This is a genomic window from Paenibacillus castaneae (assembly GCF_002884445.1).
GTDB lineage: Bacteria > Bacillota > Bacilli > Paenibacillales > Paenibacillaceae > Pristimantibacillus > Pristimantibacillus castaneae.
On record NZ_KZ614144.1, the window covers coordinates 1,750,290 to 1,772,557 of the forward strand.

The 22,268-nt window shown below is 44.1% G+C and carries 17 protein-coding genes, 8 tRNA genes and 2 other annotated features; of the genes, 20 read left to right on the plus strand and 5 right to left on the minus strand.

The window, feature by feature from the left end:
• Positions 1-30 precede the first annotated feature (30 nt).
• Positions 31-190 (plus strand) — a sequence feature (23S ribosomal RNA rRNA prediction is too short).
• 19 nt (positions 191-209) lie between these two features.
• Positions 210-463: a sequence feature (23S ribosomal RNA rRNA prediction is too short), on the plus strand.
• 159 nt (positions 464-622) lie between these two features.
• From CEF13_RS07535 to pdaA, 9 genes are all read left to right on the plus strand, one after another.
• Positions 623-699: transfer RNA gene (locus CEF13_RS07535), tRNA-Ile, on the plus strand.
• Between the two features lie 5 nt (positions 700-704).
• A tRNA-Asn gene (locus CEF13_RS07540) sits at positions 705-780 on the plus strand.
• Positions 781-785: 5 nt separating this feature from the next.
• Positions 786-873 (plus strand) — tRNA-Ser (locus tag CEF13_RS07545).
• Positions 874-887: 14 nt separating this feature from the next.
• Positions 888-962, plus strand: a tRNA-Glu gene (locus CEF13_RS07550).
• Positions 963-978: 16 nt separating this feature from the next.
• A tRNA-Met gene (locus CEF13_RS07555) sits at positions 979-1,055 on the plus strand.
• A 30-nt stretch (positions 1,056-1,085) separates the two neighbouring features.
• Positions 1,086-1,161: transfer RNA gene (locus CEF13_RS07560), tRNA-Thr, on the plus strand.
• A gap of 73 nt (positions 1,162-1,234) precedes the next feature.
• Positions 1,235-1,310: transfer RNA gene (locus CEF13_RS07565), tRNA-Thr, on the plus strand.
• Between the two features lie 8 nt (positions 1,311-1,318).
• Positions 1,319-1,395, plus strand: a tRNA-Pro gene (locus CEF13_RS07570).
• A 169-nt stretch (positions 1,396-1,564) separates the two neighbouring features.
• Positions 1,565-2,401, plus strand: coding sequence for a delta-lactam-biosynthetic de-N-acetylase (pdaA, locus tag CEF13_RS07575; protein WP_424991965.1), 837 nt, complete (start codon positions 1,565-1,567; stop codon positions 2,399-2,401).
• Between the two features lie 41 nt (positions 2,402-2,442).
• Here the strand turns inward: pdaA and CEF13_RS07580 are convergent, their stop codons facing one another.
• Positions 2,443-3,279 carry a patatin-like phospholipase family protein gene (locus CEF13_RS07580; RefSeq protein ID WP_102710127.1) on the minus strand — a complete coding sequence of 279 codons (837 nt, stop codon included), beginning with the start codon at positions 3,277-3,279 and terminating at the stop codon, positions 2,443-2,445.
• Between the two features lie 255 nt (positions 3,280-3,534).
• Here CEF13_RS07580 and CEF13_RS07585 point away from each other — a divergent pair, with 255 nt between their 5' ends.
• The 7 genes from CEF13_RS07585 to opp4C all read left to right on the plus strand — a co-directional run bounded on the left by CEF13_RS07585 (position 3,535) and on the right by opp4C (position 11,788).
• Positions 3,535-3,918 carry a BlaI/MecI/CopY family transcriptional regulator gene (locus CEF13_RS07585; protein ID WP_102710128.1) on the plus strand — a complete coding sequence of 128 codons (384 nt, stop codon included), beginning with the start codon at positions 3,535-3,537 and terminating at the stop codon, positions 3,916-3,918.
• A gap of 4 nt (positions 3,919-3,922) precedes the next feature.
• Positions 3,923-5,443: a M56 family metallopeptidase gene (locus tag CEF13_RS07590; RefSeq protein WP_279588872.1), complete on the plus strand. Its 1,521-nt coding sequence runs from the start codon at positions 3,923-3,925 to the stop codon at positions 5,441-5,443.
• A gap of 483 nt (positions 5,444-5,926) precedes the next feature.
• Entirely contained in the window at positions 5,927-6,943 is a 1,017-nt protein-coding gene (locus CEF13_RS07595; protein WP_102710130.1) for an ABC transporter ATP-binding protein, read from the plus strand.
• Between the two features lie 18 nt (positions 6,944-6,961).
• Positions 6,962-7,939 (plus strand): ABC transporter ATP-binding protein, encoded by a 978-nt coding sequence (locus tag CEF13_RS07600; RefSeq protein WP_102716264.1) that lies wholly within the window; start codon positions 6,962-6,964, stop codon positions 7,937-7,939.
• A gap of 93 nt (positions 7,940-8,032) precedes the next feature.
• Positions 8,033-9,823 (plus strand): peptide-binding protein, encoded by a 1,791-nt coding sequence (locus CEF13_RS07605; protein ID WP_102710131.1) that lies wholly within the window; start codon positions 8,033-8,035, stop codon positions 9,821-9,823.
• 83 nt (positions 9,824-9,906) lie between these two features.
• Positions 9,907-10,872, plus strand: coding sequence for an ABC transporter permease (locus CEF13_RS07610; protein ID WP_102710132.1), 966 nt, complete (start codon positions 9,907-9,909; stop codon positions 10,870-10,872).
• A gap of 4 nt (positions 10,873-10,876) precedes the next feature.
• On the plus strand, positions 10,877-11,788 hold the full coding sequence (opp4C, locus tag CEF13_RS07615; RefSeq protein WP_102710133.1) for an oligopeptide ABC transporter permease: 912 nt from the start codon (positions 10,877-10,879) through the stop codon (positions 11,786-11,788).
• Positions 11,789-11,847: 59 nt separating this feature from the next.
• On the opposite strand, the gene CEF13_RS07620 is transcribed toward opp4C, so the two are convergent.
• Positions 11,848-12,099 carry a Spo0E family sporulation regulatory protein-aspartic acid phosphatase gene (locus CEF13_RS07620; RefSeq protein WP_102710134.1) on the minus strand — a complete coding sequence of 84 codons (252 nt, stop codon included), beginning with the start codon at positions 12,097-12,099 and terminating at the stop codon, positions 11,848-11,850.
• A gap of 535 nt (positions 12,100-12,634) precedes the next feature.
• Between CEF13_RS07620 and CEF13_RS07625 the strand changes: the two genes are divergently transcribed.
• A complete protein-coding gene (locus CEF13_RS07625; RefSeq protein ID WP_102710135.1) occupies positions 12,635-13,849 on the plus strand; it encodes an MFS transporter in 1,215 nt (404 codons plus the stop codon).
• 84 nt (positions 13,850-13,933) lie between these two features.
• Here CEF13_RS07625 and yhbH read toward each other — a convergent pair whose 3' ends face one another.
• Both yhbH and CEF13_RS07635 read right to left on the minus strand, forming a co-directional pair.
• A complete protein-coding gene (gene yhbH / locus CEF13_RS07630) occupies positions 13,934-15,088 on the minus strand; it encodes a sporulation protein YhbH (RefSeq protein WP_102710136.1) in 1,155 nt (384 codons plus the stop codon).
• A 279-nt stretch (positions 15,089-15,367) separates the two neighbouring features.
• Positions 15,368-16,612, minus strand: a complete 1,245-nt coding sequence (locus CEF13_RS07635) for an MFS transporter (RefSeq protein WP_102710137.1) — start codon at positions 16,610-16,612, stop codon at positions 15,368-15,370.
• A 207-nt stretch (positions 16,613-16,819) separates the two neighbouring features.
• On the opposite strand from CEF13_RS07635, the gene CEF13_RS07640 reads away from it, so the two are divergent.
• Both CEF13_RS07640 and CEF13_RS07645 read left to right on the plus strand, forming a co-directional pair.
• Positions 16,820-17,995: an exonuclease SbcCD subunit D gene (locus CEF13_RS07640; RefSeq protein ID WP_102710138.1), complete on the plus strand. Its 1,176-nt coding sequence runs from the start codon at positions 16,820-16,822 to the stop codon at positions 17,993-17,995.
• Positions 17,992-21,084 carry an AAA family ATPase gene (locus CEF13_RS07645; protein ID WP_102710139.1) on the plus strand — a complete coding sequence of 1,031 codons (3,093 nt, stop codon included), beginning with the start codon at positions 17,992-17,994 and terminating at the stop codon, positions 21,082-21,084. The genes CEF13_RS07640 and CEF13_RS07645 overlap by 4 nt, the downstream gene beginning before the upstream one ends.
• Before the next feature lie 83 nt (positions 21,085-21,167).
• Here CEF13_RS07645 and CEF13_RS07650 read toward each other — a convergent pair whose 3' ends face one another.
• Entirely contained in the window at positions 21,168-21,719 is a 552-nt protein-coding gene (locus CEF13_RS07650; RefSeq protein WP_102710140.1) for a hypothetical protein, read from the minus strand.
• Between the two features lie 63 nt (positions 21,720-21,782).
• Here CEF13_RS07650 and CEF13_RS07655 point away from each other — a divergent pair, with 63 nt between their 5' ends.
• Complete coding sequence (locus CEF13_RS07655; protein WP_102710141.1) at positions 21,783-22,163, plus strand: DUF423 domain-containing protein; 381 nt, start codon at positions 21,783-21,785, stop codon at positions 22,161-22,163.
• Positions 22,164-22,268: the final 105 nt, after the last annotated feature.

The window sequence follows — 22,268 nt, forward strand, 5'->3', positions numbered from 1 at the left end:
CATCGCTCAACGGATAAAAGCTACCCTGGGGATAACAGGCTTATCTCCCCCAAGAGTCCACATCGACGGGGAGGTTTGGCACCTCGATGTCGGCTCATCGCATCCTGGGGCTGAAGTAGGTCCCAAGGGTTGGGCTGTTCGCCCATTAAAGCGGTACGCGAGCTGGGTTCAGAACGTCGTGAGACAGTTCGGTCCCTATCTGTCGCGGGCGCAGGAAATTTGAGAGGAGCTGTCCTTAGTACGAGAGGACCGGGATGGACGTACCGCTGGTGTACCAGTTGTTCCGCCAGGAGCACCGCTGGGTAGCCAAGTACGGACGGGATAAGCGCTGAAAGCATCTAAGCGTGAAGCCCCCCTCAAGATGAGATTTCCCAGTATGTAAGACCCCTTGAAGACGACGAGGTTGATAGGTTCGGGGTGGAAGCACAGCAATGTGTGGAGCTGACGAATACTAATCGGTCGAGGGCTTATCCTAAAATCGTTTGTTTGGACCCATACATCCGGCAGACAGCAGCAATAAGGTTTCAGCAAACCTATCTTTCGTATCCAGTTTTCAGGGCGCAATTTTCCCTAAATTTGCAAAAACAAAATTGCCATACATAGCAGGTTATGTTTTCGCTTAGGGCCCTTAGCTCAGCTGGTTAGAGCGCACCCCTGATAAGGGTGAGGTCGGTGGTTCGAGTCCACTAGGGCCCACCATATTTTCCCTGATAGCTCAGTTGGTAGAGCACTCGACTGTTAATCGAGTTGTCACAGGTTCGAGTCCTGTTCGGGGAGCCAAGTTTGGAGAGATACCCAAGTGGCTCAAGGGGACCCTCTGCTAAGGGGTTAGACTGCGTAAGTGGTGCGAGGGTTCGAATCCCTCTCTCTCCGTTCCTATTTCTCAAGGCCCGTTGGTCAAGTGGTTAAGACACCTCCCTTTCACGGAGGTAACAGGGGTTCGAGTCCCCTACGGGTCACCATATTTTATTTAATTGACGCGGGGTGGAGCAGCCCGGTAGCTCGTCGGGCTCATAACCCGAAGGCCGCAGGTTCAAATCCTGCCCCCGCAACCAATCATCCTTCAGGGTGAAGAAACATTATACGCCGTTGTAGCTCAACTGGTAGAGCAACTGACTTGTAATCAGTAGGTTGGGGGTTCAAGTCCTCTCGACGGCACCATTTTTTCTTAAGATGAAGATCAGCTTACTGATACTCATCCAAATCACCACGATATGGTGATCATAATCGATGTGCCGTTGTAGCTCAACTGGTAGAGCAACTGACTTGTAATCAGTAGGTTGGGGGTTCAAGTCCTCTCGACGGCACCATCTTTTCTCGGGACGTAGCTCAGCTTGGTAGAGCACCTGGTTTGGGACCAGGGGGTCGCATGTTCAAATCGTGTCGTCCCGACCATTTTTCTCAATTAATGAACGATACATAAATCACTTATTCTTTTGTCCACAAGACAATTGAGTAGGTGATTTTTTTATGCTTACCTATACATTCCTTCTGAACCGTTAGGAGTATAAATGCCCAATTTGGGGTAATATAGCTACACTAGAATGTTTAATTGAGGAAATGGATAGGGAGGGTTTTATTTTTGAAGCGTAAGATATCGATAACTACTTTGTTAATTGTCATAGGGTGCTGCCTATTGTTCGTATCGTCTGTTCTGGCACAGCCGGGAGCATACCATTTTGGCTTTAAAAAGAGCGTAGACGGACGTTTGCCTTCTATTGATGAAGAGGGATTTAAAGATATTATAATGAAGCACGGTGCTCTATTTCTCGGCGATACGAACAAGAAAGATCTCTTCTTAACGTTTGATAATGGTTATGAGAACGGTTATACGACTAAAATTCTCGATGTACTTAAAAACAAAAAGGTGCCAGCGACGTTTTTTGTAACCGGGCATTATGTGAAGGATCAGCCGGAGCTGATGAAGAGAATCGTTGCAGAGGGGCATATTGTTGGCAATCATTCATGGAGCCACCCCGACATGTCTCAGCTCTCAGAGGGACAAATTAAATTAGAACTGGAGAAAGTGAAAGAGCAAGTCGCCATATTAACTGGACAGAAGGAAATGAATTATCTTCGTGCTCCGAGAGGTATTTTTAACGAGAGGGTGCTTGCGGCAAGCAAGCAATTCGGTTATACAAATGTTTTCTGGTCTGTTGCCTATAAGGATTGGGATGTGAATGCACAGAGAGGAACAGAATTTGCGTATAGAGAAGTCATAAAACAGCTCCATCCTGGTGCTATCATTTTATTGCATTCGGTCTCCAAGGATAACACAGAGGCCTTAGGAAGCATTATTGATGAGGCACGTCGTCAGGGCTATGAGTTTAAAAGCTTAGATGAGCTGATGATCAGCAGTGAGCTATTGATACTAAGAGCAAATAAAGAACACGCCGAATAGGGCGTGTTCTTTATTTGCTTGGGAAGCTTTAAAGGGGATAGCTAGTTGAACAACTTACGAATATCTGGCATACGGTCTATTGCCGAATCGTAACCATGCTGACAGGTTTCTCTAAGCTTGCTGATATCCTTCTCAAAGCTATTAAGAGAATATTCGGGACGAATAATAATGGCTTTTCCGTCTTTCTCCAATTGCTCACAGAAAGCAACGGTTTCATTATATTTTTCATGTCTGGTTAGTAAGACTTCCTCAAGCTGAGGGAATTTTTTCTTCAACAGTTTGCTAATAAATGCATTTTGTTTGCTGAATTGTTTAACATATCCCTTGGGTTGGGTCAGAATAATCAGATGCTTCTCGTTGCCGTCAGCAATTGCTTTGCGGATGGGGATAGGATCGGTCAATCCTCCATCGTAGTATTTGGAACCGTTCAATTCAATAGAAGGAAAGAATAGCGGAATGGCACAGGTAGCACGCAGCATCGTCCATTTTTTGTCCACATCCATACCATTCATATATTCAGGCAATCCAGTATGGGCATTGGTTACCCCCACTAGAAGTTGGCCGTTATAGCTGCGAAAGGCATCCATATCAAACGGAATTAATTTATCAGGAATTTCTCCGAATGCGAAATCAAGTCCAAAAAGGCTGCGGCTGCGCAGAAAATTACGGTAACCGATATAACGCTTATCATGCCGATATTGTTCCATAATATCTAGGTTTCTCCGTTTTTGCTTGGAGATATAGGAAAATCCATTGCTAATACCTGCTGATACGCCGATACAATAGGGAAACATTAGCTTTTGATCCAATAATGCATCCATTACACCTGCGCTGAATATAGGACGAAGAGTTCCTCCCTCCAAAATTAAGCTTGGCATTTATATTCACCTACTTATTAATATATAGTTACTCCGACCGTCTATACCTATCAAATTGGCTGAATGGTGGCAATGATAAAGAGAATGTTCTATAAGCAAGTTTACCGCTTTAATTAGTCGAAATCAAACCTCCTGCGAACCCATACAGGCAAATGCTTGCCTTACACTGTCAAACCAATATTCGAATTGACATCAAGAGGTTACTGTTGTAAACTGCATATAAGTCTACAATTGTAACCCGAAAGGCGGAGGAGCATGAATACATTAGTATCCAAAATTACGGATTCAGAACTTGAAGTTATGCGTGTGTTATGGGAAGCCGGCAAGGAGCTGCCTATTGCTGAAATTAGGAAATCACTCGAACAATCAAGCAGCTGGGAAAGCTCAACAATAAAAACGCTGCTTCGCAGACTTTGTGAGAAGGGTGTTGTGCTGGCAGCAAAGAGAGAACTATTTTACTACACACCTTTAGTCAGTGAAAAAGAGTATAACGACTATACAGTTCAAAACGTAATTGATCGATTATACGCTGGCAGCGCCAAAAACTTTGTAGCATCTCTATTGGGAGGCAGCAGGCTTAATGAGGAAGATCTTGAGGAGCTGCGTACCATGTTTAAAGTAGAGGATAAAAATGAGTGACACAATGAAACTAATACTTTCTCTTTCTATATCAGGAAGCATGCTAGCAGGATTTCTATTTCTCATCAAGCCGCTTATGAAGCACAGATTCTCGAAGTCAATTCAATACTACATATGGATTGTGGTGCTCCTGCGGCTTATGATTCCCTTCTCCATAGAGGGGAGCCTTATGGATAGTATTTTTTATGGAAATCAAACAATAGGTTCTTTGGCTGCTTCAGGTGAAAATATGGGCAAAAGCAGTCAAGAAGAAGGTTCAATAAACTCATTTCAGTTATTAAATACAGCGAATAACGTAGCTTCAGGTTTTTTTAATAATGATGTCGATCACAACAAATACTTGCAATACCTATTTAATGAGTATGTTATTTATATTTGGCTTATCGGGGTAGTGATCTCGCTTGCCGTTAGCCTATCGGGATATATGCGATACTCAACATACATCAGGACTACGAGCAAACCGGCGGATGAATGGGAAAGCAGAATGCTAAGATTCTTAATGAATGGAAGACATCGGGTGAAGCTATTACGCAATTCTTATGTTACTACTCCCATGCTAATTGGTATTGTAAAGCCGATTATTATTATCCCAGATACCGATTTTAGCGACATTCAGCTAAAAAATATACTGCTGCATGAGCTCACTCATTTGAAGCGCTATGATATTGGGATCAAATGGTTGGGTGTAATCGCGGGTTCTCTTCACTGGTTTAATCCTTTAATGTATTTTATAAAAAAAGAAATCAACAACGCTTGTGAATTAGCTTGTGATGAAGCCGTGATCAAACGTCTAAATACATCGGAAAAACAACAATATGGAAATACATTAATTTCAGTAGCAGGCGGAAATAAAAAATCTATCGGAGCTGTGCGGGCTACTTTTAGTGATGAGAAAGCCATACTTAAAGAAAGGCTGGTTGCTATTATGAAGCATAATAAAAAGCCGAAAATGGTTATCATTTTATCCATTATTTTATTTGGAATAGTGGCTGTCAGTGCTGTGGCTCTTGGGGCAAGCAAAGGTATAAGTAGCAATAGCGCAGGCGAAAGCAGCAGCATAATTCCAAATGAACCTCCGCAAATGGAAATAAACAATGAAACGGGCTCAAGTCCAATTGGAAATTATCAGATACGGAAATTGGTTTGGAATGATGTGCAAGAGGAAGGTCCTTCCTTTTATTATATTGCTTGGCATAGTGAGCCAACCCTGCTAACGGGACTGCATCGACCAAAGCCGGGAGAGAAATTCACATTCCAATTCGCTGATGCCTTACCGGATAAAGTTACATTAAAAATGGCGTATTTAACAGAAAGCTATGATGAATCCTTATTGCCTGTAATATCTATTCCGCTGCTGAAAACAAGTTCAGGATATGAGTTTACTAATCCAGCGGCTTCGTTAAGCGATATCCCCACAACGGGCCGAGTCTATAGCATTACGGCTGAATGGGGCGATAATAGGTGTGAATATATTTTTGCTGTAGATGGCAAGTTTGACAGCTATGAATCTGAAAATACGGAATAGAGTTATCGGCTAAGCCACTTCTATTCCCAATCCAAAACACTGAGAGCCTGTATAGGACTCAGTGTTTTTCGGGTAGGGGCTATGTAAAAGCAAACTTAGCTTATAAACATAAAAATTAATAAGTTTATGTTATCAAACATAACACCAGAGTGGTATTATGATATGAAATTCGAACATTTAATTGACATAAATTTAAATACCCTATATTATCCCTTTTATAGGGATTTTACTTAAACTTAATTAATCATTACATAATCCTTATTCATATTTTGCTTTTTAAGGAAGTAACAACCTCCAAAATTCTTTTCAACCACACATATTTACTAACCACTCACACAATATCTCATACAAAATGTATTGTTTTTCCGCTTATTTCGTACATAAGCATTTTACGTTTTTAAAATTCAGAAAATTCATAATATTAAAGTTATTAATCTTTTTTTGAATCTCTCAACTATATTTGTAGGGGCGGTGCAAAAAGTGATGTCAACTTTGATTAAATGGCAGAGTTCAAAGATCACAAATGAAGATCAACAGCCGTTGCTTGAGGTGAAAGGTTTAAAAACCTATTTTCACATAGATGGCAAAGTCTCCAAAGCAGTAGATGATGTTGATTTTACGGTGTTCAAGGGTGAGACATTAGCGCTTGTTGGAGAATCTGGGAGCGGCAAGAGTATTACCTCGTTATCCATCATGGGCTTAATCCCCCAGCCGCCAGGGAAAATAGAAGCCGGCTCCATTCTATTCGGCGGCAAGGATTTATTAAAGCTTTCGGATAAAGAAATGATGCGCATACGGGGTAATGATATTGGTATGATTTTTCAAGAACCGATGACTTCTTTGAATCCAGTGTTCACCATTGGCTATCAAGTTGCGGAGTCGTTAATGCGGCACAAGAAAATGAAGAAAAAGGATGCCTATAGAAAAACGGTGGACTTGTTAAAGCTTGTTGGTTTCGCGAGAGCTGATGATATCATACACGATTATCCCCATCAGCTGTCTGGGGGAATGAGACAGCGAGTAATGATCGCAATCGCGGTTGCATGCAATCCAGATTTACTCATAGCAGACGAGCCGACAACCGCACTTGATGTAACGATTCAAGCCCAAATACTCGATCTCTTACTGGAGCTCAAAAAAGAATTTAATTCTTCTATTTTATTAATTACTCATGATTTAGGCGTAGTAGCTGAAACAGCTGATCGTGTGATGGTTATGTACGGCGGTCAAATTGTGGAAGAGGCGTCCGTCCATGATCTGTTCACGCAGCCTAAGCACCCTTATGCCATTGGTCTATTAGAAAGTATTCCGAATATGGACCGAACGGTAGAGAGACTTCATTCAATACCAGGTACAGTTCCTCCGTCTGACCGCTTTCCAGAGGGCTGCCGCTTTGAGCCCCGCTGTCCGATGGCAATGGAGAAATGCCGCCTGATTAATCCAGAGCTTATAGAGATAGAACCGAATCGAAAAGTTCGCTGTCATCTTTTTGGAAAGTGAGGAGGAGCTCAGATGTCTATGCCTAGAGAAACGCTCATCGAAATAAGAAATCTTAAAAAGTATTTCCCCGTTAAAGGCGGTGTATTGAAAAGAACGATCGGTTATGTTAAAGCGGTTGATGACGTTTCTTTCGATATTTATAAAGGGGAAACATTAGGGATCGTAGGGGAATCCGGTTCGGGGAAATCGACGCTGGGGCGGTTATTAATTAGATTGCTAGATCCGACTGGCGGACAGATTAGATTTCAAGATGCAGATATATCCGCGATTAGTCAACGAGCGATGCGCAAGTACCGCAGGGACATGCAGATGGTTTTTCAAGATCCATATTCTTCTTTGAATCCAAGAATGAGTGTTGGCGAGCTTATAGCTGAGCCCATGCTGGTTCAGAAGACTGTAGCGAAGTCTGATCGAAATGAAAGGGTAATCGAACTATTAGGAAAGGTCGGCTTGCCGCCTGAGGCTGCTTCTAAATATCCGCATGAATTTTCCGGCGGGCAGAGACAAAGGATTGGCATAGCAAGGGCCCTTGCCATTTATCCAAAATTTGTGATAGGTGATGAGCCAGTTTCTGCTCTAGATGTGTCGGTTCAATCTCAAGTTCTTAATTTGATGGATGATCTGCAGGATGAATTCAAATTAACCTATTTGTTCATCGCCCATGACCTTAGCGTCGTAAAGCATATTAGCGACCGGGTAGGCGTTATGTACTTAGGACGATTAGCTGAGCTTGCTCATAAAGATAATTTATATGAAAAGCCTCTGCACCCGTATACGAAGGCATTGTTATCAGCTGTACCCGTTGCTGATGTTCGACATAAAAAAGAAAAAATCAAGCTGGTGGGCGAGATGCCAAGTCCCTCCAATCCACCGTCGGGGTGCACCTTTCATACGAGATGCCCGCAAGCTCATGACCGTTGCAAAGCAGAAAGGCCGGACCTGAAAGAAGTATTTACGGGACATTTTGTTGCCTGTCATCTGTATGACCCCAAATAAAGGTTTTCTCAGCAAAGCTACTAAGTCGAGGAGGTGATTCTGCAGCGCTTCATTGCTTTCCGTTATATTCAAATAATAGGAGGTTGAACGAGAATGAAGAATAAACAGTTTATTCTTATCTTAGCTTTAACGCTCATCGTCGTTTTGACTGCTTGTACAAATAATAATTCGAAAACAACACCAACAACATCACCGAAAGAAAGCAATGTTGTGGAATCTACGCCTGGGGATGACAAAAAGCCCAATGCAGATGGTCCGCAAAAGGGTGGAGAAATTACGGCAGCCATGTTCTCGCCTCCGGACAACCAATTCAACCCTATTTTTTATGATTCTGCTTATGACGCGAATATATTAGATCTCGTATTTGAAGGATTAGTTGAACAAAATGATAAGCTGGAGTTTATACCTCTTCTAGCAAAAGAATGGAAATTCAATGATGATTTTACTGAGCTTACATACATCCTGAATCAAGGTGTTAAATGGCAAGATGGAGAAACATTAACAGCAGACGACGTTGTATTTACCTATAAATCGATTGCTGATCCAGACTATACAGCTGCCGGCGGTGTTCGTGTAGAGTATGTAGACAAGCTGGTGGGTTATGATGACTACGTAGGAGGAAAGTCGACAGAATTTCCAGGCGTGGTGAAAGTCGATGATTACACGGTAACGTTTAAGTTTAGTGAGCCAAACGTTACTGCGATCAGCAACACAGCTTTTCCAATTATCCCTAAACATATTTTCAAAGATGTAGCGGTTAAGGATATGCCAACTTACAGCGCATCATTCAAGGCTGGAGAAGTTATCGGAACAGGCCCATTCAAGCTTACAAAATATCAAGAGGGCGAGCAATATATTCTTGAACGTTTCGATGATTACTGGCAAGGCGCTCCTTATTTGGACCGAATCGTTTACAGAGTATTAGATCAGGCTATTATGTCGGGTATGCTCCAAAATAATGAGCTGGATTTGGTTACGCGACCAGAAGGTATTCCAGCATCAGATGCCGATGATATCGCAGCACTGCCTAACGTAAAAGTACTTGAACAGCAGGCGCTGGCCTATCAATATCTAGGATTTAAACTTCATACTTCAACAGATGAATCCAAATGGAACGATCCCTCAACCTGGAAAGTTAATGAGAAGGTTGCAGACAAAAGAGTGCGTCAAGCGATTGCTTACGCCATTAATCGGCAAGGCTTCGTTGATGGATTATTATTCGGCAAAGGTACAGTAATCGACGCCCCATTCCCAGAAGCTTCTTGGGCATTTGATGCTAAAGCGACCATCCATTATGATTTCAATGCGGACAAAGCGAAAGCTTTGCTGGATGAAGCAGGTTATAAAGATACGAATGGCGATGGTTTCCGTGAAGATCCGAATGGAAAAGAGTGGATATTGAATTTAGATTATCCAACAGGAAATAAAGTTCGTGAGAAAACGGCTCCTATTATCGTAGAGAATCTCAAGGATGTAGGAATTAAGGTGAACCTGAGAAATCCACGGGATGCATCGTCACATTTCGCGATTATCGAGAAAAATAATACAGATTTAGATATGTATTTGGCCGGTTGGTCTTTGGACTCAGGCGACCCCGATCCAGCAGGAATTTCGTTATCCACAGCGCCATATAATTATATTCGTTGGATGAACAAGGATAGCGATGATTTAATTAAGAAAGCGATGAAGGCTCCAGAAGCATTTGATATCGCCTATAGAAAGCAAATATATTCCGACTGGGCTAAGCTTTACTCAGAGGAGCAACCGGCAATTATTTTATACAGCGGCAATGATATTCATGCATGGAACAGCAGACTTCAAGGAATTTCCGTTAAACCGCATACAATTGTGAGCAGTGCCCATTTATGGTGGGTTAAGCAGTAACATTGTTTGGACTTAAGGGATAAGCAGAGGGGTGCCTGATTGGTTAAGCTCCCCTCTTTGTTTGAAGTTGGAGGAGGACAAGCATGTATAAATACATCGCGAGAAGAATCTTACAATTTATACCTATGCTCTTTTTGGTTTCGATTATTGTTTATGCTTTAGCTTATTTTGCTCCCGGTGACCCGTTGACTGGAAAGATGATGGATCCTAATATTCCAAAAGATGTATACGAGGAGCGTCGTGAAGCTCTAGGATTGAATGACCCCATATATATGCAATATGGAAGATGGTTATCCAGTGTCTCCACCGGTGATTTAGGCATGTCGATGATGTATACGGGCAAATCCGTAGCGGATCTAATTAAAGCTAGAATAATGAACACCGTATATTTATCTACGTTTGCCTTATTTATTACGATTGTTATCTCATTGCCTTTAGGCATTTATTCTGCCAGAAAGCCGTATTCTTTGCTTGATTACAGCACGACCACATTCGCATTTCTAGGCCTTGCGACGCCTAGCTTCTTTGCAGGCTTAATTGCGATTTATGTATTTGCGTTTCAGTTAGGGTGGCTGCCTTCACAAGGTACGATAACGACGATTGGGTTAACCGGTTTTGATTTATTTATCGATAAGATCAAGCATTTGATTTTGCCTGGATTTACATTAGGGCTGTCGAGTACGGCTATTTATATGCGTTATATGAGAACGGAAATGTTGGATGTGATGGGAAGCGATTTTATTCGTACGGCTAGAGCGAAAGGGCTTAGCAATAATTCCGTCCTCTATAAACATACGCTTCGTAATGCGTTGATTCCTATTATTACTCTATTAGGCTTTGAATTTGGTACGCTGCTCAGCGGTGCAGTTATTACGGAGGCTATATATGTATACCCGGGAATTGGAACCTTGTTCCTTACATCAATCCTGAATCGGGATTATCCGATCATTATGGCCATTAATTTAATTTTGGCTGTAACCATTCTAGTTGGAAATTTACTGGCAGATATTTTTTATGCGGTAGCTGACCCGCGTATTCGTTACGATTGAGGTGATGAGGGTGAAAATAGACGTAACTGTAAATGTAGAAGGAACAACTCTCCAACCAGAAAGAAGCCTTAGTCCGTCTCAACTCGCGATGCGTCGTTTCTTACGAAATAAATTAGCTTTAGTCGGTCTTTTTTTGATGGTGATTTTTATTCTAATTGGTATTTTTGCTCCGTTCATTGCGACTCAAGATCCTACTGTATCAAATTTGTCCCAAGTTTATAGTAAGCCAAGCAGTGAGCATTACCTGGGGACTGATGCTTCAGGACGCGATAATTTTTCTCGACTCGTTTTTGGCACTCGAATTTCATTGACGGTCGGCTTCACAGCTATGATATTTACGCTTGTAATTGGACTCGTACTGGGCTCTTTAGCAGGTTATTATGGCGGAAAAGTGGACGCTGTAATAATGAGAGCAACCGATTTAATGCTTACGATTCCGTTTTTGCTGCTCGTATTGACAATTATAGCTATTTTGCAAAAAGTAAGCATCGGTATTTTTGTAGTCATTATTGCATTTACTACATGGCCTAATATTACGCGAATATTACGGGGTACTTTTTTGTCATTGCGGGAGAAGGAGTTTATTTTAGGTGCTCGTTCTATCGGTTGTTCTGATTTCAGAATTATTACGAAGCATTTCCTGCCTAATGCGATCGGTCCGATTATCGTCAATGCGACATTAACGATGGCAACCATGATTGTTATAGAATCCGCTCTTAGCTTTATCGGATTCGGCATTCCGGAGCCAACTCCAACATGGGGAAATATGATTGATGAGGCAAGGCAGATTAGGGTACTGACTAAATTCCCTGAAGCTTGGATTCCGCCAGGTGCTGCAATTTTGTTAACGGTTCTGGCTATTAATTTTATTGGAGATGGATTAAGGGATGCCTTTGATCCTAAAGGCAAACGATAATTTCTAGAAGTAAATACAAAACATTATCGCGTGAGTGAATATTAATAGGTTAAGATTTTTTATATCGCTATTTTTTTGATAGTAGGATTCGGATTCGCAACATTACTATTTTGGCTTTCCTTATCTATTTGTCTCCAGCTATCGGTATTACACAATTCATACATGGAACATTTTCTATATTCAACCAGTGCCTCATCAAGAGATTGACTAGCAGCGAGAACAGATGCATCTGTAAATGAACCAACTTTATTAAATGCTAATGTCATTGCATTCCTTAAGACTTCAATTTTTTGTCTGCAAGCGCATATCATTTTTTCGTTTTTCCTTCCATATAAACTAATTCTTAGGACTAGCTTACAACAAATATGCTAATTTGGCGATATGTGGAATGTGGAATGAGTAAGAAAAAGCCTATTGACCTGTTGCAATGCACCCCTAAAGTAGCCATTGGAAATCCCCTAAGGGAAACCGATGATACTTTGGGGGTGTGTTTTTTGAGGAAGAAAAAAAAGCCTAATGAATCGTATACAAAGGAAATAAGGCAGGAGGCATACGTTACAAGAAAAAGATAAGATAAGAAAGAATATGATGAATAATTCATTATTGAGCTAACGAAGGATAATAGTTGATTTACACACAAAATGAGCAGGCAGCATTGGACCAAAGAAGCAAATAGCCGAACAGGTGTAAAAAACCTGCTCGGCTATTTTTTATAAAAAAGTTTTATTCGGATAGTAGAAATGAATAAAAGTATAGCTGTGATGGATCAGCCCTTTTTAAGTCATACTGATAGTGTGTAATAATGAATAAGTGAAATGAGTAAATAGTGGAAAAGGGGTTCTACACATGAGTCAGACAACTCTGCTGCGTGACAGGAAGCAACGCAAATTATTGTTTAGTGCCGGACTTAGCTGGCTGTTCGATGCGATGGATGTAGGAATACTTTCATTTATTGTTGCGGCTTTAAGCGTAGAATGGGGGCTTGGAGCGCAGCAGATCGGAATGCTGACAGCTATTAATTCAATCGGTATGGCTGTGGGGGCGGCTGTAGCGGGCTCGCTTGCGGACCGCTATGGACGCAAGTCCATACTGCTGTGGACGTTGCTTATATTTTCCGTTGCCAGCGGTTTATCCGCGCTTGCAACGAGCTTTATCGTATTATGCCTGCTCCGATTTATAACAGGCTTTGGTCTAGGAGGCGAGCTTCCCGTAGCCTCAACGCTTGTGAGCGAATCTGTTCCGGCGAAAGATCGAGGTCGCGCTATTGTGCTGCTGGAGAGCTTCTGGGCAGGCGGCTGGATATTGGCAGCGCTGATCTCTTACTTCATCATACCTGCTTATGGCTGGAGAATGGCTTTCGTAATTGGCGCACTTCCTGTGTTTTATGCTGTTTATCTTAGAAGATCGATTCAAGATTCACCTCGATTTGTGGCCCAGCAGCATATTAAGCTGTCGTTAAAGGAAAGATTGGCATCGATCTGGTCGGTCAAGAACCGTCGTTCTACGATTGCGCTTTGGATTTTATGGTTCACAGTCGTATTTTCTTATTATGGCATGTTTCTATGGCTTCCAACGGTTATGGTCATGAAGGGGTATGATCTTGTCAGAAGCTTTCAGTACGTATTGATCATTACCCTGGCACAGCTTCCCGGTTACTTTACCGCTGCTTATTTTATTGAGAAATTCGGACGGAAATTTGTGCTTGTTACCTATTTATTGCTAACTGCATGCAGCGCCATCTGGTTTAGCAATGCCGATTCGGCAGGAATGCTTATTGCGGCTGGCATGAGCTTGTCCTTTTTCAATTTGGGAGCCTGGGGGGCCATGTATGCCTATACGCCAGAGCTGTACCCGACTGCTGTTCGAGCTACCGGAGTAGGCTTTGCGGCTTCATTCGGTCGCGTAGGCGGTGTTATCGGACCTTATTTAGTTGGCATGCTTGTAGCGAAGGGGGCATCTATTGCAGCGGTGTTTGTCGTATTTTTCGTTGCGATTGTTATCGGAGCATTTACTGTACTGTTTGTTGGGAAAGAAACAAAGGGGATTGATCCGGATCTATAAAAGACCCGAAAGATATACACTTCACGATTGTCATGGAGCGTCATTCTTTCGGGTCCAGCTTCTTTTTTTACCAGCAGGGTGAAGTTATGAGCTGACTGTTTTTTTGGAGAAAAAGGTTTTCAGCGCCTTATAAACCTCGCCTTTCTCCTTAATAATGGAATACATAAATTTCTTATGGTTGATATGCTTATATGCTGACATTAGTGTACTGCTCCTGTTGTACTGATTAACCTCGCCATAGCCGAATATATTGCTACGCTCCATTAATTGATTAATGAGCTTCACGCATCTCTCATTGTCAGATGTGAGGTTGTCGCCATCGGAGAAATGGAAGGGGTATATATTCCAATTGGCTGTAGGATAACGGCTGTCAATAATGTCTATAGCCTTCTGGTATGCGGAGGAGCATATCGTACCGCCGCTTTCGCCGCGATTGAAAAACTCCTCTTCTGTAACTTCCTTGGCTTCCGTGTGATGGGCGATAAAGACGATTTCCACATGCTCATACTTCCGGCGCAGGAAGCGGGTCATCCAGAAAAAGAAGCTTCGCGCGCAATATTTCTCGAATGAGCCCATGCTGCCAGACGTGTCCATGAGCGCGAGTATGACGGCATTCGATTGCGGCTTTACGATTTCATTCCAGGTTTTATAACGAAGATCGTCAGGTGAGATGCCGCCGATGCCGGATTTCCCAGCGTTTGCGTTGCGCCTAAGATTCTCGATTAAGGTTCGTTTTTTATCAATATTAGACATAATGCCTTTTTTGCGTATATCCTGAAAAACAATTTCAGTCGTTTGCAGCTGATCTTTCTGCTTCTGTTCCAAATTAGGCAGCTCGAGCTCATCAAACAGCATATCCTCCAGCTGGTCAATGCTGATCTCCGTATCAATGACATCTTCTCCCGGTTGGTCTCCAGCATCCTGACCTTTGCCGGGCCCCTTAGCGGCTTGCGGATCAACTCCCAACACATCGCCTACCTGCGAATCTCCATCTCCTTGTCCGACATGCTGCTTCTTGTTGTAGTTGTATATAAAGTGAGTTTCGTCGAGACTTTTAATGGGTACCTTGATCGTACGCTTGCCGTCAGACAAGATGATGCTTTCGTCGGAAACCAGATCGGGAAGGTTTTGCTTAATGGCTTCTTGTACCTTCTCCTGATGCCGCGCTTGATCCTCATAGCCTTTGCGGTGGAGTGACCAATCCTCGCGGGATACAATAAACAGCGGCTTTGACTCCATTACCCTCACCTCATTTCGAATAAGTTACTACTGCAGCATGCAAGAAACGAAAACCATACCTTTTCGCTTTTTCTTGTCTGTTACTCAATATATTCAAGTGCCGAGCGGTTATGTGAAGGAAAATAAGTCCATTTCTATCAATCTAGCTTATGGCTTAATGATTATTCCTCCTAAGCGGACATTGTGCTCAAAGGATTGTTTGATGTTTTAAATATATAGGAGAAATGCCTCTGCTATACGCTGTAGATCAGCATAGGCGGAGGCATTTTCTTAATTTGCTTATAAAATGGCGTTTTGCTTCTTGAGCATACGGTATAGGATGATAGAGGTGAAGGAGCAGAGCAGGGCACATGCGCCAATGAACAAATATCCACCCTGCAAGCCGGCGATTAGTCCGGCTTCTTCGAGCTCGCCATATGCGAACAGGTGCTTTGTCCATTCCGTGATGAAGCCTATAGCTAGGTTGCCTATTACGCTGGCAATGCCCATCAAGGTTACTGTAAACGTAATGGCTGTGTCGACGCTGTTAGGATATCGTTTAGCCAGCAGAGCCATAACAGTAGGATAGATCGGTGCGATGCCGACACCTGCGAGAGCAAATAGAAACGCACCGGGCTCGCCAACTATAATAGCAGTAATCGAGCATACGCCGGAAAATGCGGACAATAGAATGAGCGACATCGTATAGCCGATTTTATCTGTCACAGGCCCCAGTACAAGCCGCGCAATCATGAAGCAGAAGAAGAAGGCGGAGAGCATTTTGGATGAAGAATCGACGCTCCAGCCGTATGCTTTTTCCAGGAAATTAACGAGCCAGCCGCCGACAGCAAGCTCCGAGACAACTCCGAAGGAGAGCACCAGGACGATTAGCCAAGCAATAGGCTCTCTCGTATATTCCTTTATCGAGATCCGATCCTCCTGCTTCGCTCCATCATTCGAGTATCGTGCCATCAGTGCAGGTATCATTGGCAAAATAGATAAAGCGAGCATCAGCATATACATACCGCGCCAGCCGAGGGCAGAACCAAATACATTTATGCCCATTAGCGAAGAGGCGATCATGGGAGCAAACATAGAGCTAAGACCATAGAAAAAATGAGCAAGGTTCATCATGGTGCCCGTGTTTTTGATGAAAATGCGGGCTGCTAATATCGCGAGCCCAATTTCTAGTACCCCATTACCGATATACATGAGAAAGTAAGCGGCAGATAGGGATGTGTAATTGGCAGCGTAATAGATACAAACGCCTGAGACCGCCATGGAGCCGAATGCAAGCGATGTCGTTAGCTTCATCCCTCCACGGCGGGCAAGCCAGCCAGTAAAGCTGCATGCAATAAGATAGCCAAGGGAGTTGAAGGCAAGAAGGATACCGACCTGCAGCTCATCGAGCTTTAATTCTGCCTGCATTCTGGGAAGTGCTGGCCCTTTAATATTTTCGGAAAAGCCGAAGATGAGAAAACCGCCGAACACGACGATGAGAAGCAGAATGTAATTTTTGGATAAACGGACGGTTAAGCGTGACAAGTTTGTTGACCTCCAACGTTGTAATTATAATAGTATTAATGAGTAATAGCATGAGAATCGTCCTTTACTTTATCTTGTAATGGTCATTTGCGCAATAACAATATACAGCCGATTATTGGTGCGCTATGCGATGCGCTGAAACGAATGGTAATATAAATGATAGAATGGTAGAAATGAAGAAATGCAAAGAAAGGATGTTAGCAACGAATGAAATTATTTCATACTGCGGACTGGCATCTAGGCAAGCTTGTGCAAGGCGTATATATGACGGAAGATCAGCGGTACGTGCTGGAGCAGCTTCTGCAAGCAGTAGAAGCAGAAAGGCCGGATGCGGTAATTATTGCAGGCGATCTCTATGATCGTGCAGTGCCGCCGACCGAAGCGGTTGAATTGTTGGATGAGATATTGAAACGGATCGTTATTGATTTGAATACGCCAGTGCTTGCCATTTCAGGCAACCATGATAGTCCTGATCGCATCAATTTCGGTTCGAAGCTAATGGAAAACCGCGGTCTCTATATCGTGGGGCAATGGAAGGATGAGCCTAAGCCTGTCATACTCCGTGATGCACACGGCGAGGTTCATTTTCATCTCGTGCCCTACGCTGATCCCGCGATGGTTCGACATATCCTCCAAGATGAATCGATACGCACTCATGATGATGCCATGCGAGCTATTACCTCGAAGCTGGAAACTATAATGGACCCTGCCGCTAGGCATATTTTTGTTGGGCATGCCTTTGTTACGGCAACCGGAGAGCCTGAGCTTAACACTAGCGATTCCGAGCGGCCATTATCAATTGGGGGAGCCGAGCATGTCAGCGCAGCTCATTTCGAGCGTTTTCATTATACTGCGCTTGGTCATCTGCATCAGGCTCATTTTGTTCGGAACAACACGATAAGGTATGCGGGTTCACCATTGAAATATTCCATTTCAGAGGAAACCCATGCAAAGGGTTACTTGGTCATTGAGCTCGATGAAGCGGGTGAGGCTCGTATTGAGAAGCGCGAGCTGCTGCCGCTGCACGATATGAGGCGAGTGGCTGCTCACATAGAAGAAATAGAGAAGCACGCCGTAAACGATGATTATGTATTTGTCACGCTGCTTAATGATAATCCAGTATTATTTCCGATGGAAAAGGTGCGTGCGGTTTATCCGAATGCACTTAATGTGGAGCGCAGGCCGTTGCTCCTGAACAGCAGCAACGGGGCTGATAGCACAGGGGAAATTAGCGGCAATACGGGAAGGCGAGAGGCCGATCCGATAGAGCTGTTCGCAGCATTCTATCAAGAGGTTAAAGGGCAGCAGCTGTCCGAAGCCAAAAAACAGCTGTTCGCCGATACGTATGCAGAGCTGCTGCGTGAGGAAGGGGGAGCCGTATGAGACCACTCAAGCTAACCATGACGGCATTCGGCCCTTATCGCGATTCGGAATCAATCGATTTCAGCTTGTTGGAGCATCGTCGGCTGTTCGTCATATCAGGTAATACAGGAGCGGGCAAAACATCGATATTTGATGCGATTTGCTTTGCAATCTATGGTACGGCAAGCGGTGAGGACCGCTCCGATGCGCGTATGCTGCGCAGCCATTTCGCTGATGAAGATACCCATACCTCCGTCATATTCGATTTCGCGGTCGGACGAAGAAGCTATTCTGTTCTCCGGCAAATGCCTCATCGCAAGGGCGGGAACAAGAGCGAGACGGGCGGCAAGGCTGAGTTGTATGAGACGACAAGCGGCACGGCGGTTCCGGCAGTAGATCGCTTCATCGTATCGGACGTCAATGCAAAGCTAGAACAAATTATCGGGCTAACAAAGGAACAGTTCAGTCAAATTGTTATGCTGCCTCAAGGAGAGTTTCGCAAGCTTCTAACTTCCGATACGGATAATAAGGAAGAAATTTTAAGGCGGATTTTCCGCACGGAGCTCTATGAACGGCTTGAGAACCGTTTCCAACGGAAAAATCGCGACCTGCAGGACGAGCTTAAAGAAGCAAAGGCAACAGCGAATGCTTATATGAAGCAAGCGCAGGAGGCTTTGCCTGAGCGTGAGGAGAGTGAGCTTTCCCGTACATTTAAGCAGGAGATCTTTAGTGCGGTACAAGTAACAGAGGCTTTGGAGCTGGAATTCGACTATTATCGGAAGCTTGCTGAGCAAGCGGGCGAAGGGAAGGAGCTGCTTACTGCTGAGCTGAATAAGCACGAAGAGCAGCTCCGGATTGCTATGGCCATAAATAGCAAACATACAGAGCATGATAGAAAACAATTACAGCAGCAATTGCTGGATATGCAGAAAGTGGACTACGATAGGAAAGAGCAGCAGCTTACTCTTGCAGAGAAGGCTGCTCATCTGGCCCCTTACATCGAGCAGGCTGAACGAATGAACGCTGATGTGTTGTTGAAGCGAAGCCAGCTCTTAATGAGGCGGAGTGAACAGGAAACAGCACAGCACGAGCATTCTCAGGCAACTGAGCGTTATGCCTTGGAGGAGAAGCGCGAGGATGATCGGCGTGACATGGAGCGAGAATGGAATAAACTAAACGAGATGGCGCCAATCGTTAGAACGCTAGCACATCAGCAGCAAGCAATTGACAAGCTCCTGCAGGAGGAGAAAGGCTGTGAAGCTAAGCTGCAAGCTGCGGAAGCTGCTCTTGTTCAGCTGCGTGGTCGCAAACAAGTGGCGAATCAATTAATTAAAGATACAGAGCTGGAAACCGCTCAATTGACGGAGAAGCTGGACAAGCTCCGCCAGGTGGAGCAGCATGGAAAACAGTTGAATCGTCTGGTGGATGTCGAGAAGGATATGGCGCGCGCAGCCCAGCTTGAACTGGAATTTGGACAATCATTTGCAGCGGCGAAGATGGAGCATGACCAGCTGGAGAACTCATGGATAGAAGGACAGGCTGCACTGCTCGCCACTCATTTGCATGACGGCAAGCCTTGTCCGGTGTGCGGAAGCGAGCATCATCCCGACAAGGCGTTGACATCTGCCGAGATTCCTTCACGAGAGCGGCTGCAGGAAATAAAGGTGCAGCTTAGCGCAGTCGAGCGGGAGCTGCTTGGAGCACGAGCTCAGGCGGCAGCAGCGAAAGCGACCCGGGATGACGGGGTGAAAGAGCTTGCTGAGTTCGGATTGCAAGCGGTGAGGCTGGAGGAGCAAAGAGCTGAGCTGCTGCAGCAATGGCGCGCGCTCAAGGAAGATACAGACAAGCTGCTGCTTAAATCAAAGCAGCTGCCAGAACTTAAGCAGCTGATTGATCAGCTTGATCAGCTGCTCGAGAAGCAGCAAACGGAGAAGGAGCAGCTTCAAAAAGAGCAGCAGCACCGAATAATTGAGCGCACAGCCCAGCATTCGGCGCTCCAGAAGGAGCTTGACCGTATACCTGAGCAGCTGCGTTCTCCAGAGCACCTGACAGCTAAGCTTAATGAGACGAAAGCTTCATTAGATCGTCTTACAGCCGCATGGAAAACAGCGCAGGAATGGCTCCAGCGTGCGACAACTAAGCTGGCCGAACAGAAGGCTTATACCGATCAGTCGGAGAAGCAGCTGGAGGAAGCTGAAAAAAATAAATTATTTGCCGAGCATCGTCAGACGGAAGAGCTTGGGAAAGCTGGATTTGCTCATATTCAGCAGTACAATGAAGCCGTATTGTCTGAGGAAGCCAGGGATACGCTTAGGAAGGACATTGAAGCCTACCGAGCAGCGGTTGCGCTGCTTAATCAGCAGCTGATTGAGCTTCAATTAGAGCTTGCCGGGAAGCAGAGGGTTGATCTTGATAGCCTTCAGGAGCAGCTTACTGCCTTAAAGCAGCAGCTGGAGCAAATGATTGCCGCAGCTCAGACCGCGCAGCAAGTTGCATTGGAAGCAAGGCGATTATCTGCTTCTATAGGACGGGCATATGCGCATGTGAAGAAGCTGGAAGCCAGCCTTGAGGAAGTAATGGACGTATTTCAAATGCTGAAGGGCGACAATGCTTTGAAAATTTCGTTCGAGCGTTATATATTAATTGAATTTCTGGAACAGATTCTATATGCAGCCAACGCGCGTCTTCGCGAGCTTTCAGGCGGACAGTTCACCTTGCAAAGAAGTGAACGGCTTGAGACACGAGGAAAGCAAAGCGGGTTAGGGCTTGATGTCTATGATGCGTACACGGGCCAGAACCGTGATGTGAAGACGTTATCCGGCGGTGAGAAATTTAATGCTTCTCTATGTCTGGCACTTGGAATGACTGATGTTATCCAATCGCATCAGGGAGGCGTAACGATCGAGATGATGTTTATTGACGAAGGCTTTGGCTCACTCGACGAGGAATCGTTGCAGAAGGCGATTAACGCACTAGTAGATTTGCAGAGGGCTGGCAGAATGATCGGCGTTATCTCGCATGTGCAGGAGCTTAAGGATGCTTTCCCTGCTTGTCTTGAGGTTAATAAGACGAAGGAAGGATTTAGCCGAACTCTCATTACTGTGAAGTAACACCCGATAATGAAAAAGTCTGCTTCCAGCACTCCTTGGAGGCTGCAGCAGACTTTATGTATCAAATAAGAAAGGATCAGTGTTTAAACGCTGCCAGCTGCGGCAAATACTAATCCTATGATAAAGAAACCTATCGTGCTGACTACAATTAATCCGTTTATAATAATTCCGACCACGCTGTATGCTTTTTTGCGCATTTTGGTAAAAGCGCCAATGATTCCGAGAATAAGTCCAACAAAGGATAAAGCCATGGCTGCGAGTACGCTCATAACGGCAATCATAACAGGTATAAAGAATTCTTTTCCTAGATCTTCTAAATAGTTTTGAAGAGAAGCTTCGAAAGCAGCTCTATCAGAAGGATCAGCCAGCACAATATTGCTATCTACGATCTGTTTAACAAATACAGAACCGAACGCGATTGCTACAATAAATAGAACGACTGCAACTAAAGCTAGAATAAAAGAGGCAACGCCAAGCTTGGAATGTGTCTTCGGGACTTCCGGCACAAATGGCGGATTGGAGAAGCCGGACTCAAAAGGATTGGGAGAAAACGCTGAACTGCTTGTATCTTGTTTTTCTAGCCCAATTGTATGCCCTGTATGCGGATCATTGGAGTTGTCATGTTCATTATTCATTACTATCATCTCCTTTGCTAATTAAGGTAAAATTATACACAAATCTGAAGGGATTGAAAACATATGTTTCCCAAATATTTTGCTATTGGAGCGTTTAATGCAGCTCTATCCATCGCATTAGGCGCTTTCGGAGCACATGGATTAGAGAATAGGCTCAGTGAGCATTACTTGCAAGTTTTTGAAACAGGCGTCCGTTATCACATGTACAGTGCGCTCGGCCTTATGCTCATTGCGCTGCTGGCAAAGCAAATTGGTGGGAGCAAGCTTGCTTTAATGGGGGCTCGTCTTATTTTGGCAGGAACTGTCCTATTCAGCGGAAGCCTCTACGCGCTGACATTAACTGGAGTAAGCAAGCTGGGAATAATTACACCTTTCGGCGGGATAGCTCTCATCGCAGGCTGGGCTTATGTGATCGCTGCTGCTTTGAAATCATCAAAGAAATAACGGTTATCTGACATCGTTCTTTGATTTCTGACAAATAAATCATTTTCTTTAGTAAATATTTCTATACCGAAGCGGCTACATCGTTTATAATAAAGCGAACACTCA